At 69.1% G+C, this 12,846-nt stretch carries 8 protein-coding genes and 2 pseudogenes; 3 read left to right on the top strand and 7 right to left on the bottom strand.

The features are described 5' to 3' along the window. Positions 1 to 668: 668 nt before the first annotated feature. The 3 genes from uppS to IF09_RS0136655 form a co-directional block, all read right to left on the bottom strand. Positions 669 to 2,462: a polyprenyl diphosphate synthase gene (gene uppS, locus IF09_RS0136665; RefSeq protein WP_051833539.1), complete on the bottom strand. Its 1,794-nt coding sequence runs from the start codon at positions 2,460 to 2,462 to the stop codon at positions 669 to 671. Positions 2,463 to 2,535: 73 nt separating this feature from the next. Beyond that, entirely contained in the window at positions 2,536 to 3,138 is a 603-nt protein-coding gene (locus IF09_RS0136660) for a hypothetical protein (protein WP_030303449.1), read from the bottom strand. Next, positions 3,135 to 5,255, bottom strand: a complete 2,121-nt coding sequence (locus IF09_RS0136655) for an MMPL family transporter (protein WP_030303447.1) — start codon at positions 5,253 to 5,255, stop codon at positions 3,135 to 3,137. Before IF09_RS0136655 ends, IF09_RS0136660 begins: the two co-directional genes overlap by 4 nt. Positions 5,256 to 5,614: 359 nt before the next feature. Between IF09_RS0136655 and IF09_RS47695 the strand changes: the two are divergent. Together IF09_RS47695 and IF09_RS0136650 are read left to right on the top strand one after the other, a co-directional pair. Continuing rightward, positions 5,615 to 5,775: pseudogene (locus IF09_RS47695) on the top strand (IS5/IS1182 family transposase); the annotation flags it as partial. Positions 5,776 to 5,855: 80 nt separating this feature from the next. Further along, on the top strand, positions 5,856 to 6,719 hold the full coding sequence (locus IF09_RS0136650; RefSeq protein ID WP_051833537.1) for an oxygenase MpaB family protein: 864 nt from the start codon (positions 5,856 to 5,858) through the stop codon (positions 6,717 to 6,719). 936 nt (positions 6,720 to 7,655) lie between these two features. Here IF09_RS0136650 and IF09_RS0136645 read toward each other — a convergent pair. Continuing rightward, the gene (locus IF09_RS0136645) at positions 7,656 to 7,868 is read right to left on the bottom strand and encodes a hypothetical protein (protein ID WP_030303443.1); all 213 of its coding nucleotides are present in this window, start codon (positions 7,866 to 7,868) and stop codon (positions 7,656 to 7,658) included. 532 nt (positions 7,869 to 8,400) lie between these two features. On the opposite strand from IF09_RS0136645, the gene IF09_RS0136640 reads away from it, so the two are divergent. Further along, positions 8,401 to 9,945, top strand: coding sequence for an alkaline phosphatase family protein (locus IF09_RS0136640; protein WP_158710165.1), 1,545 nt, complete (start codon positions 8,401 to 8,403; stop codon positions 9,943 to 9,945). 253 nt (positions 9,946 to 10,198) lie between these two features. Here the strand turns inward: IF09_RS0136640 and IF09_RS44055 are convergent, their stop codons facing one another. From IF09_RS44055 to IF09_RS46080, 3 genes and pseudogenes are all read right to left on the bottom strand, one after another. Further along, a complete protein-coding gene (locus tag IF09_RS44055; RefSeq protein ID WP_234321290.1) occupies positions 10,199 to 10,741 on the bottom strand; it encodes a hypothetical protein in 543 nt (180 codons plus the stop codon). 433 nt (positions 10,742 to 11,174) lie between these two features. Then, on the bottom strand, positions 11,175 to 11,462 hold the full coding sequence (locus IF09_RS0136635) for a hypothetical protein (RefSeq protein WP_030303437.1): 288 nt from the start codon (positions 11,460 to 11,462) through the stop codon (positions 11,175 to 11,177). A 982-nt stretch (positions 11,463 to 12,444) separates the two neighbouring features. Further along, positions 12,445 to 12,797, bottom strand: a pseudogene (locus tag IF09_RS46080) (transposase); the annotation flags it as partial. Between the last annotated feature and the right edge of the window lie 49 nt (positions 12,798 to 12,846).

The following is a 12,846-nucleotide window of genomic DNA, read 5'->3' as shown; positions in this document are numbered from 1 at the left end:
AGCGCCAACTGAACCAGCCGCAGCGCACAGCCCGGTACCGAAATCGGCCTCCCCTTCCTTCCCCAGGGGAGGCCGAATCGTGCCGGGCTGTGCGCTGCAGTCTTCGCGTATACGCAGCGACTCCGCCGTCGGGAAGAGGAACCGTTTGGGTATGCGGTTGGACCCAGGGCCCAAGCCCACCCCGGCCCGCGCAGCACCATCCTCCCGCCCCACAGACGTCCACCGCATACCCCCTGAACTGGGGTGTTGCGACGACTACTAGTGCCGCATCAGGCAACGTTTGCCCTGGTGACGGCTTGATCCCCCGCCCAGACGATCCCGCCTCCTTGCTCGGTCCCGGTCGTCGGCGTCTCGAGGGTGCGCACCATCCCGGGAATGCCGGGACACGCGGACTTCGCCAACAGGTTGGCCCCGCAGGGCGGCTTGTTCAAGGGCAGACCCGAGGGCGGGATGGTGTGGGAGCCGGGCTCACCCAGACCGGTGGCGCGGGTGCGCTGCTGCAGAGCACACCGAACGCCTCCCGCCGGGTCGCGCTGCAACTGCCGCGCCGTTGGCGCCGGGACGGGGTCAGATAGCGCAGCAGGGTCAGCGCTTCGCGGTCCTTGTGGCAACCCAGCCCGCCTTGATCGTCCCCACCGGCAGGTGCAAAGGACGGTGCGGTGCTCCCTTCACTTTGAGCTCGACATCGGGGCGGTGTTCTCGATGGGCGCGGTGCCGTAGCGGCGCTGGCGTTGCGTGTAGGTGGTGATGGACTGCCATAGATCACGGCGGTCGATGTCCGGCCAGTAGGTGGGGGTGAAGAGCAGTTCGGCGTAGGAGCTCTGCCAGGGCAGGAAGTTGGATGTGCGTTGTTCCCCGCCGGTGCGCCAGAGCAGGTCGACGTCGGGGACAGGGTGGGGCAGATGCCGGGCGAGGGCTCGCTGATCGATGTGTGCTGGGTTGATTTCGCCGGCCATGGCTGCCCGGGCGAGGCTTCGGGCGGCTTGGGCCAGCTCGCTGCGACCGCCGTAGTTGACGCACATGGTGAACGTGAGGCTGGTGCGGTGCTGGGTGGTGCGCTCACGTTCCCGGAGCCCGTCGACGAGGTCCTTGGGGAGTCCGTCGGGCACGCCTGCCCAGCAGAACCGCAGGTCGCGGTCGAACAACTCCTGGTCTGCGATGTTGTCTCGTACCACGTCCAAGATGGCTTCGACCTCGGTGGAGGAGCGGTTCCAGTTCTCGGTGGAGAAGGCGTAGACCGTCAGGCAGGGCAGTCCGATCTCCAGAGCGCCGTCTACGACGTCCCGCAGTGCGTTGGCTCCCGCCCGGTACCCTTCGGCGCGGGGGAGGGCACGGTCGGCGGCCCAGCGGCCGTTGCCGTCCATGATGACGGCCACGTGCCGGGGCAACGCCGCGGGGTTGAGGACGGGTGGTCGCGCTCCGGACGGGTGGGGTGCCGGGGGCAGCATCCGGCCGCGCGGGGCGGGCAGACGGCCGGAAAGGTCTGCTGCGGCACGCTGCTCGTGCGGGGTGGGGGCCGTGGGCGTATGGCGTGCGTAGGGGCTGAGTTTCCAGGCCACGGCTGCCGCCGCGCGGGTGGGCAGCAGGATGCGCTGCCGGGCGGCGGAGGAGAGAGTGACTTTCTGCGACAGGAGGGCGGGGCCGGCGCGTTCGACCTTGTGCAGCGCGGCTAGGTACACGTTCGTGAACGCCCGGGTGAGCAGGGCTGAGGTGATGGACCAGTGGACGGTGGGCTCCTGCGGCTGGAGCCATGCGCGTGCCCGTTCGGTCGCGGCCCGCACCAGGCGGGCGGTGGCCGGTGTCCACCGGCGGGCGAGGAGGTCCTCGGCTGACACGCCGCACCCGTCCAGTGCCTCCGCGGGGAGTTTTACGTAGCCACGCTCAAGGTCTTCGGCGAAGTCCGTCAGGTCGTCGGTCAGCTGGAAGCCGAGCATGGCGTCTACCAGTGCCGCTTCGTGTCCCGCGGACATGATCAGGGGCGCTCCGAGCCGTGAGGTGACGCAGTCCACCGCGATGAGGATCGGGCCCAGGGCCGCTCGTTGGTATTCCGCCCATTCCTGCCATGTCTGCGGGGTGGCCTTGACTGCGTCCCGGGCGATCCGTTCGTGCATCAGCCGCACGCTGTCGGCCGGCAGGTCTAGCGTCCGTGTCAGGTGTGCCATCGCCCGGCGCACGGGATCGGTGCTGTCACCGCGCTCGATGTCTTCTTCCAGCATCCTGATCCAGGCCGACGCCTGTCCCGCACGCTCGTCCGCCGACGCCGCTCCGTTGTCCGACAGGTCGTCGATCACGCTCCCGGATGCCAGCACCGGGGACAAACTGAGCAGCACCTTGGCGGGCAGCACTGCCAGGCAGTCGCTCTCGCTGGGGTAGCGCCGCCGGAGCAGGCGCAGGCACACCTTGTACGCCTCCCGCAGACGTGCGTCATGCAGGCTCGCCCCGGAGTAGGCGGTATGGATCACGTGGCCTCCACGCAGCGAGGAGAAGCGGGACTGTGGGGAAGGACCGGTGCCCTCAGGGGAGGGACTGCTGCCCTCACTGGAATTTCAGCGTTCCGGTGGCGGACAGGGTACGTAGCCCATGGGCGGCGCAGCCGCTGACGTCGCTGGTGGGTGTGGCGGTTCCGGTCATCCGGGTTCCGTGCAGCGGGCCTTGTGTGACCCGTCCGCTGAGGAGGGCGTCGCCGGGGTTGTAGCTGCTGACGAAGCGCGGGGTTGACTGGACGGTGGAAGTTCCGGTGTGGTGGCCTTGGGCGTTGTACCAGGTGATGCGTGCGGAGCCGTCCGGGGTGGAGGCGCCGCTGCATCCGGCCCGGGCGGTGCCGTCGAGGGTGAGGGTGGCGCTGCGTAGCTGGGGGTGGTGACCGTTGGGGGTGGTGCATCCGGTGAGGCGGAGGGTTGCTGTGATGCGGGTGGTGCGCTGGCTCAAGGTGAGCGCGGGCGTGAAGGTGAGGGGGCGGCCCGGTGGGGTCGCGGCCCGGCAGGACAGGGCTGTGTGAGGTGTGTTCGCCGCGATGGCGGTGGTGCGTGCTGCGGCGGGTGTGGCGGCCGGAGCGGTGAGAGTGGCCGTGGTGAGAAGAACGGCGGTCGCTGCCGTCCAGGTCCGCCAAGTGGACGGTGTCGGCGTGGTGATGTTCATGAGGGGCGTTCCTCACTGTGTGACCAGGCGGTGGTGGTGTACGAGTCGGCGGCCTTGTTGGGCCCTGGGACCTGCCCTGGGACCTGTGGGGTGGTGTGCAGGACGGGCAGGGGTGGCCACAGCCGGGCGAGGGGGCTGGGCAGCCACCAGTTGCGGTGGCCGAGCAGACGCATGAGAGCGGGTACGACGAGAAGGCGGATGACGGTTGCGTCGAGCAGGACGGCGACAGCCACGAGGAAGCCGACCTGCCGGAGTTCTTGGCGGCCGGTGACGAGGAGGCCGGCGAAGACGACGGACATGGTGGTGGCGGCGAGCGTGATGGGCTGGGCCGTGCTGGACAGGCCGCGCACCACGGCCTCCTGGCAGGAGGCGCCGGCACGGTAGTGCTCGGTGATGCGGTGCACCAGGAAGACTTCGTAGTCCAGCGACAGGCCGAAGACGAGTGTCAAGGCCATCAGAGGGACGAGGACGTTGACCGTGTGGCCGGTGAACCAGCTCAGCAGCCCGCAGGCCGCCCCGGTGGCCAGCAGGTTCATCGCGATCGCCTTCACCGGCAGCACAAGACTGCGGAAGACGACGAGCATGAGCAGGAAGGCGCCCGCCAGGACCAGGATCGCCACCTGGGTGAGGGCGGAGCGCATTGCGCGCTGCAGGTCGGTTAGGGCAGCCGATCCTCCCCCGGCAAGAATCTTCTGCCCCTGGGTCAGGGTGGACTGCCCGAGCCGGCGTTCGTCGTCCAGCAGCTGTCCGGCCGCGGGGCTGTCCACCGGGATCCGGTCCGCGACAGCGACGACGGTCAGGTCACGGCCGTTGTCCAGCGCCACGGCGGTGGTGATGCGCGGATCGTCGGCCAGGGCAGTGATGAGGTCCGTCGTGTCGACAGGGTCCTGGCCGGCGGCATGCGGCAGGGCCAGCAGTGTGACGTTCGCCAGACCGTCGCGCTCCGTCTGCGCCAGTCCCGCGCCCACTTCGCTGCCGGTGAGCGAGGCACGGTCCACATCCACGCCCAAGCGCATGCCGGCCATGGGCAGCGCGGCCAGCACCAGCAGAACGGCAGCACTGCCCAGGTACGGCCACGGGCGGCGCATCAGGTGACGTGCCCACCGCTCCCAGATCTCCCGCGCGTCACCCGGCCGCCGGACGCGCCCGGCCGACAGCAGCCGATCGAGCCGGGGCAGGAGCAACGGCAGCAGCGTCGTCGCCACCCCCGCGGCCACCACAGTGGCCAGACCGGCCGCCACCGCGACCGTACGCAGCAGCTCTACCGGGACGGTCAGCAGGGCAGCGCCGGTGACGACCACCGCTCCGGCGCACCACAGCACCGCACGCCCGGCCGTCGCCGTCGCCTGTTCGGCGGCCGTCTGCGGGCCGAGGCCCTCTGCTCTGGCCTGGCGGTAGCGGATCAGAATCAGCAGCGCGTAGTCCAGGCCCAGCCCGAAGCCCATCGTCATGGCCACCACCAGCGCGGGCGTGTCCACGGGCATCATCAGCCCGAGCCCGGCCACCATTCCCGCACTGACCAGAACACCGAGCCCGGCCGTGAACAGCACCAGCAGGGCCGCCCCCACCGAGCCGAGACCGTAGACCAGCAGCATCAGGGCGACGGGCACCGTGACGGCTTCAACGACGCGCACGTCCCTGAGGTCCGAGGTCACGAGCTCTTCCGCCAGTGGCGTCTGGCCGGTCACCGCCACCGTGACACGGCCCTCGGAGGCGGTGGCCACGGCCTGGTGCACGGCCTCGCGCAGAACGGGAAGACCGCCGAGCCGTGCGGCGGTATCGCCCTTCAAAGCCACCAGAAGGTAGGCGTGATGGGGGTCCTGCCCCGGCACCTGAGGCAGCGCGAGCACCTGGCCGGCCCCCCGCACACGGGCGGCCGCCTGCGCCGCCGCCACCATGGCCCGGTCATAGGCCGCATCCCCGCCGCGCAACCGCTGTGAGGAGAAAGCAAGAACAGCCTGCTCCTCCCCCAGCTGCGGCATCCGGTCCGCGATGAGACGGCCAGCCCGCTGGGAGTCACCGCCCTTCGGCACCGGCAACCCTGTACTGCGCAGATCACCCAGGCCGATGGCCACGACGAACACCGCGGCCACCGCCGCCAAGCCCCACACGACCATGCCTACAACGCCGAAACCACCGGACAGCCACGAGCCGTTCGTCCACTTCCCAGCGGCAGCAGCATGCTCTTCCTGTCCGGCCACAGCCCTTCAACGATCACTCCACAGCGGGAGTTACGCAGAGCCCGCCCCGGTAGTACACCGCTTGAGGCGGTCCCTGACGGCGGCCATCCCATGTGTCCCGGGTACGCCGTAGGCCCGCGCGCCGCCCCGCCTCTTCGCCCGGATCCTGCGAGGCAGTGCGGGTTTCACTCCTGTGAGGGGCTGCACAGTGTCGGCGGCGCCGCAACAATGCTCAAAGGACGAAACGCGTACTTACCGCGGGGCCCTGGCCATCTCGTCCATATGCGGGTCTTGAAAAAGGGGGGCTGCTGGCTCCGCATCCTGGTGACGGGCGCAAGTTCGGGTCGAAGATCCACTTCGTCGCCGAGCGGACCGGTCTGCCCCTGTCCGTCGGGATCTCGGGGGCGAACCTGCACGGCAGGCCCTCGGGCCACTCGTCCGCGGCATACCGCCCATCGGGTAGCGATGTTTCTTGGAGCCAGCTTGTCTGTGACTTTTGCACAACGACGCTTTGACCGGCTTCGCCGTATTCAGGGTTTGGATCCGGAGCGGGACTACGAGGAGATCTGGCAGCTGGTCACCGCGTACGAGTTCCCGTGGGACTACTGGCAGTCGGTATCCCTGGCCTTCTTCCGCACCTTCGCGATCCCGTCCATCAGCGCCCTGCTCGAGGAGACCGGCGAGATCGTCGGCCACACCCAAAAACGCGCAGACGACACCCTGCTGATCATGTACGAGATGGGCCGCCTGGGCCTGGAAAGCCCCGAAGGTCGGGCCTATCTGCGGCGCATGAACCAGATGCACCGGCGCTACGTCATCAGCAACGAGGACAACCTGTACACCATCGCGCTGTTCATCGTCACGCCGGCGCAGTGGATCAACCGGTTCGGCTGGCGCCGGCTGACCGTGCACGAACAGCGGGCCCTGACCAACTACGGCAGGCGCCTGGCCCACCTCATGGGCATCAAGGACGTCCCGACCACCTTCGCCGACTTCGACCAGTTCGCCCAGTCATACGAGCGCCTGCATTTCGCCGTCACCGGCAGCAGCCGGCGCCTGGCCGAAGGGGCCATGGCGTTCACCGAAGAGTTGCTCCCCAAGTCGCTGCGCGGCCCGCTCAAGCCGGTGATGCGCCGCTACTCCCTGGCAGGCCTGGACGACGCCCTCCTGCATGCGGTCGGCCTGCCCCTGCCGCGTGCACGCGACCGGCGCCTGGTCACCTGGCTGCTGCGGACGCGCGGCCGCCTCCTACGGGTGCTGCCGCCGCGCCCGGACAGCCGTCCCCACCGCCCCGTCCTGGCCACCTATCCCGACGGCCACCAGGTCTGTGAAATCGGACCCGGCTGGCTTACAGAGGGCAGGCCTGACGAGCAGAACAACGCCGTGCACGACCCCCTGTGACCATGGTTCGCCCTGGTAGGGACACCGGTGGTCCTCGCCACACTCGCCAGACCTGCCTTCGCAGTCGGCTACAGGAGAGCTGGGCCATCATTCCCATCCGACCCCAGGAGGAAGCGGTCAATGCCACGGCGCCTTTGGCTGGAGCGAGTCCCGTGCGGATGCCTGCCGAGCAGCCTGCGTCTGTCCGGTCGTGCAGCGCCTCGGAGTAGCCGGGATGATCAGTACGACACCTACTCACAGGCTCGCGTACCCGCACGACAGCTGCGGTTACCGTGACGGTGACCGCAGCCGCCGTTTCCTGCGCGGGGCTGTCTCAGTGTGCCCGCGCGAAGGCGAGGTCAGCGTTCGGGCAGTCGGCCGCCTACTACAGACAGCGCCTCCGCTGATCCTGATCCACCGATCGCGGCCGGGGCGGGCTGCTGTCTACCAGGAGATGACGACGTACCCTGCTCGAACGCGTCCACGTCGCTGCAAGCGCACCCGTCGAGAACGGACGGATGGCCGCGGTCAGCCGGACCTCGCTCCAAACCGACCTCGCGAACGGGCAGGAAGCCAACAAGCACCTCACCGCACGGGTCCGGCAGCTGGAGAAAAGCCTGTCGTCCCAGCTCGGCGAGGGCGTCTGGGCAGAATCCGGGCGGGCTCGGAGTCCCGGTCGACATCGACCAGCTCCAACGGCGGATCGCCCTGCTCGAACAGGACCTCGCCGAGAAGAAAGGCCAGCTCGAAGAGCGGACGGAAGAGCTGGATGCTGCGCGGGCCGCGAACCGTGAACTGACCCGGGCGTTGAACCACGCCCCTCAAGAGTCACGCTGACCGAGACCCGGGTGACAGGTCACAGCAGTGGGTCCCCGGCGGCTCCGCCGCCGGGGACCCAACACATTTCAAAGAATCCGTCTGCCTGTCCGCTGCAGGCTCCGAAGAAGCCGACTAGCCCTACTGCGGCCCAATGATCTGCTTGACCTGGAAGCGGATGAACTCAGCAGGCCGGACGGCAGCGCCGCCAACTTCGTGGATGAGGTTCCCGTCAGCAACCGCGGACGGGCGGCCGCTGGGAACTGACGCCGGGGCAGCAAGAGCAGGGGAAGCCACGGCAAAGGCTACGGCGGCTGCCAGCGTCATGCTGGCAGCGATCTTCATCGTCTTCATAATCCGATCAACGACCATCTGCCTGAAAAGAACCGGCTGCCAATCCCAGGCTGCCCGATGGCTGAACCAGATCGGGAAGCCTCAAGACCACCGGATCGAGCGATAGCACCACACCTGCTGACCGAGCGCCGAGCGGCAGCTCACAGCACAGGGACCCACCAGGGATCGATGCGGAATGCCATCCGTGCAGGGGCCGAGGCAAGCGCGGGGCCGCAGCGCCTCATCGTCTGGAGCTACGCGCGCCCCGGCGGGCAAGCCCCGCGCCTACACGACCGACATCCATAAAGTGCATAGTCTGCGCATATGGGCGCAATATGTGCAGCTCCTCGGCCTGTATTGGTGCGGACCTGGCTGGCCCGTAGTGGATTGATCTCCGTGTAGCGGCGAGAGCGGCCGGGTTTGTGTTGCGCCCGCCCCTGTCCCGCGGGACCAGGGGCGGGCCCCTGGTCCCGCGGGACAGGTTTGATGGCGGAGCTTGGAGATGGGACCCGGTTCGGCGTCGGATCCGGCGCGGCGGGCTATGCGATTGCGGGTGAGGGTTGTGGCGGTCGGGCCGGAGAACGCGCTGGACCATGTCGTGGTGCTGATGTTCGAGAACCGGTCGTTCGACAACCTCCTGGGCCGGTTGTACGAGCCGGGTGAGGTGGCCTCGTTCGAGGGGGTGCTGGGCAAGGAGCTGTCGAACCCGATCCCGTCCTGGGCCGAGGATGGCGCCGAGCGCGGCAGCGTGCCGTACGGCGTCGCCAGCTCGATGAACACTCCGAGCCTGGATCCGGGCGAGGAGTACCCGCACATCAACACGCAGCTGTTCAACGTGCTCGGCCAGCCGGGGACGGCCGCGTTCAGTCCGCCCTACAACGCGCCCGCGCCGGGGGCGGTGCCGACCATGGACGGGTTCGTCACCGACTACATCCACACCTGGTGGGCGGCCACCGGCCGCCAGCCCTTCTACCAGGAGTACCGGCAGATCATGGCCGGCTACACACCCAAGCAGGTGCCGGTCGTGTCCGCTCTGGTGAAGGGGTTCGCCGCCTTCGACCACTGGTTCTGCGACGTCCCCTCGCAGACCTTCACCAACCGCTCCTTCTTCCACGCCGCCACCGCGTCCGGGCTGGTCGTGAACATGGGCGAGGAGGGTGACTTCCTGCGCCAGAACACGGCCGAGACGCTCTTCGACCGTCTGGACGCGGCGGGCCTGGACTGGCGGGTGTACTGCGATCCCCTGTCCCACTACTCCCTGACCGGGCTCATCCACGCCGCACGGCTACGGGAGAAGTTCGCCACCCACTTCTCCTCCACCACACGGTTCTTCGAGGACGCGGAGGCCGGCCGACTGCCCCGGTACTCCTTCATCGAGCCGCAGATCATCGGCTGGGCGCACAACGACATGCACCCCCCGTTCTGGTCCTCGGCGCCCGGAATGATGTGGGACCCGCCCTCCAGTGTGCTGGGAGGCGAGGACCTGCTCGCGCGGGTGTACGAGGCGGTGCGCTCCTCGTCGTCGCCGCAGGGGTCTAATCACTTGAACACGACGCTGCTGGTGACGTTCGACGAGCACGGCGGCACCTACGACCACGTGCCGCCCGGCCCCGCGCCCGCGCCCACAGCGGGCGCGCCGGCCGGGCAGCTCGGCTTCCGCTTCGACCGCCTCGGCGTACGCGTCCCGACCATCGCCGTCTCCGCCTGGATCCCCGAGCGCACGGTCGTCACCCGGGAGCACTGGAACACCTCCGTACTGGCAACCCTGCGCGAGCGGTGGAATCTGGGGCCCCCGCTGACCGAACGGGACGCGGCCGCAGCCACCTTCACCGACATCTTCACCCTCGATGCGCCGCGCCCGCAGGAGGACTGGCCGGAGGTGAGCCCGCAGCCCGTACCCCCGCTGCACGAGTCACTGGTACCGCTGGACGCACCGCTGGGCAGCCACGCCAAGGCCCTCTTCGCGACCGTCTTCGCCCTCGGCGCCGAACTCGGGACGCCCGTGACAGCCATCGACCTGGAGCGGGCCACCGGCGCCGAGGCCATCGACGCCACGCACGGACTGTTCCGGAAGCTGTTCCCCGGAGTGCACGCGTGAACCTGCCCTCGACGCGCAGGCCGTCACTGGCATCGACTACACCGGCGCCAGGGCCGTCCGCGAGATCGCCGAGGACTTCCGTCACCGGGGAACCGGCTTCGCCAGCGCCCGGTTCTCCCTCGCCCGCCTCTCCCGCCACCTCACCCCACCGACCTCCGACTGACGGCCGGCGACCTGTTCGCCACCCACGACGAAGCCGTCCAAGCCCTCGCCGCACCCACACGGAAGCGGCTGCCAGTCCTGGCTGTGCTCGTCACCGGTCCCGACGGCTTGTGCTGTCGATCGCCGTGGAAGTGCCGTCGGCACGTCGGTGGGGGGACCGACCGGTGTGGATGGGGGTGCCGTGGCAGCGGACGAGCTCTCGCGTGGCCCGGTGCAGGGCGAGCTCCATGGCGCGGGGTGTTGTCAGGGCGCCGCTTCCGTCGGGCGGTACAAGCCATCGCAGGTCTCCCCAGCGGCAGTGAGGGGCAGGGACGGCGATCCATCCTCCCTGGGTGATGTGGCGGGTGCCGTCACCGACCCAGGTGGCCCGAGGGTCGGGAGGCAGGAAGAAACCGACCTCACGCCGCCGGCCGTCCAGCAGTACAGGGCCGGGACCGCCGCAAGGAAGGTCATCGAGCATGTCCGCAGCGCGCAGGCCCAGGCACGCGGGAACGATCAGCACGTCCCATAGACGTCCGGCAGCTAATAGATGGATGCCAGCGCCGCTGCGGCGGCAGTCGCGCTCGTAGGCTTGCGGATCGTCGGCGGCGGCTGCCAGCCACTCCATTGCCTTCGTCCACTGTGTCAGCGCCATCACAAACCTCCTGTGGGCGGGCTTTGTGAGCCCGGTAGTCACCGTCGGGTCCGACCACCCTGGCGCTCTACCGGAAGGCCGGGAAGGTAGGCGGATGACGGTGTGTGATGTTTCGGCGCACTCAAGGGGCGGGCATCTGCCGAACACACGCCCAGAACATGCATTCCACGGGGATTACTCACTGAGCCACGGCCGACGCCCCTACCAGCCCGATCTGTCCGACCCACGGTGCAGAAGAGCGGGCGGGCTGGTTCGGTGCAGTTCCCCTATCTGGCGGAGCTGCCCAACATTCGTGGTTTAGCCGCAACAGTCAGTGGACTCGCCGCTCAGTCCTGCCTTGGCGCGGCATCGTCGTAGGGCTGTCGCGAGTTCGGCGCGTTCGGGAACGGTGTGGTTCACGGGGAGCTCAGGCGTCCCATGATCGTCCCCCTTTTCAGCGGGCGGCGTGCAGGGCGGCGCGAGCCATGGCGGCCATACGGCCGCGGCCGCCGGGCGTCACGGCGAGGACCACGCCCACAGCGATTCCTCCGGCGCCGCCCAGTATCTGGAGGGTTTCGGCCATCGGGATCCCGTTCAGCCGCAGGACCACCGCGAGGGCGAGGACCGCGCTGACGATCGTGCTGATGATCACCGCCTGCGGCATCGTGGGGCCGGCCGTCCGGCTCACTTCCGCCCGTTCCTGCCCGCCCGGTGCGCGGCCCGTCTTCTGGTACGTCGGCATGGTTTTCCCTTCCGGGTACCACGCGGTGGCCCCCTGACGTGCGTGCGAAGGCGCGGGACTTCCCTCTCTCACGCTGGTGACGTAACGCCAAGTGGCGTATTTCCGGGGGCGATTGCCGTCGCTGACCCGGTCACCACAGCATGGCACGCACCCCCGGGATACCCGATAGCGCTCACGGCCGCTGGGCGGGCCCGCTGACCACCCACTGGCGGAAATGCCGGGAATTCGTTCACCAGTGTCCACAGGGTCCAATCTCTCAAGCAACACCTCTGACCTGCGACATGCTCCGCCCGCCTCGCCGCCGCGCCCGCCAGGCCGTTCACAAACTACCCCAAATCAGCCCCCATTGATGCCCCCCGTCACTGGTACGAACGCCCTCGTTCGTCAACCGTCGTCCCGGTTGTACTTGCCCCAAGGACAAGTCCCCGGCACCGTGGGGGATAGATCCGTCGGGTATACCGGCGGCCCCCTGAAGTGGTGACGTCACGCAAGGGACACAGCAGCACCGCGTTGCCGCGCGAGTGCCGCACCAGCAGGGCCGACCCCCGGGTCGGCCCTGCTTAGTTTTTGACGTCCTGCGACCGCGCCTTGCCGTGTCAGCTCGCGGCCAACCCGCCCCGAACCGCGGGACGTCGTCGGCGCTCACGTCCAGGCGTAGCCGTTGGAAGCGCAGCGGTTGGCGGAAGACGCCACCGTAGTCGATCGCCCGGTCGGCGCTGATCTCCGCCACCAGCTCGGGGCGGACCAAGACCGCGTCCAGGGCCTCGCGCGTGCCCCAGGACACGGCGAACCGTACGCCAGTCCACGGGTGTCCGGTGTCGGTGGCGGCCAGGTGGTCGCCGATCTGCCGAGAAGCGTCCGGGCGCAGCGGCACGGTGCGGCCGATCGCACGCAGCCGGCCGGCCTGGTCGTGGCGGCCGAGGATCAGGAGCTGCGGGCGTGCCAGGGTGCCGGTGATGGCGCCGATGACCACTTCGGTGGGGCGCTGGACCCCGGCCGAGCGGACACCCTTCTTCAGGAAGCCCGTGTCGTCCACGATCAGCACCGCTTCCGGGTCGCCGAGGTGATCGATGACGTAGTCCCGCACATCGTCCAGGACCTCGTCCGCGGCCCACTCGATCCGGTTCAGCAGCCGATGGATCCGGTCCAGACCCGCATGCCCCGCCTCCTCGGCAAGCGTCCACCCGTTCTTCCGTCCAACGGAGCTACCAGCCCCCGCATATAGGCAAGAGCCGACTCCCGCGGCTCCGACCTGGAGAAACGGTGTACGAACCGCTCGTGCAAGGCCTGCAGTTCACCAGCCCACAACCGGGCATCCCCAAGTTCCCCACCCATGACCTGACCAACGACCGACCTGCCCAACCGTCACGGCAAACGCCGTTGC

The sequence above is a fragment of the Streptomyces katrae genome, assembly GCF_000717655.1.
Lineage (GTDB): Bacteria > Actinomycetota > Actinomycetes > Streptomycetales > Streptomycetaceae > Streptomyces > Streptomyces katrae_B.
This window is presented reverse-complemented; position numbering and strand designations above follow the sequence as displayed.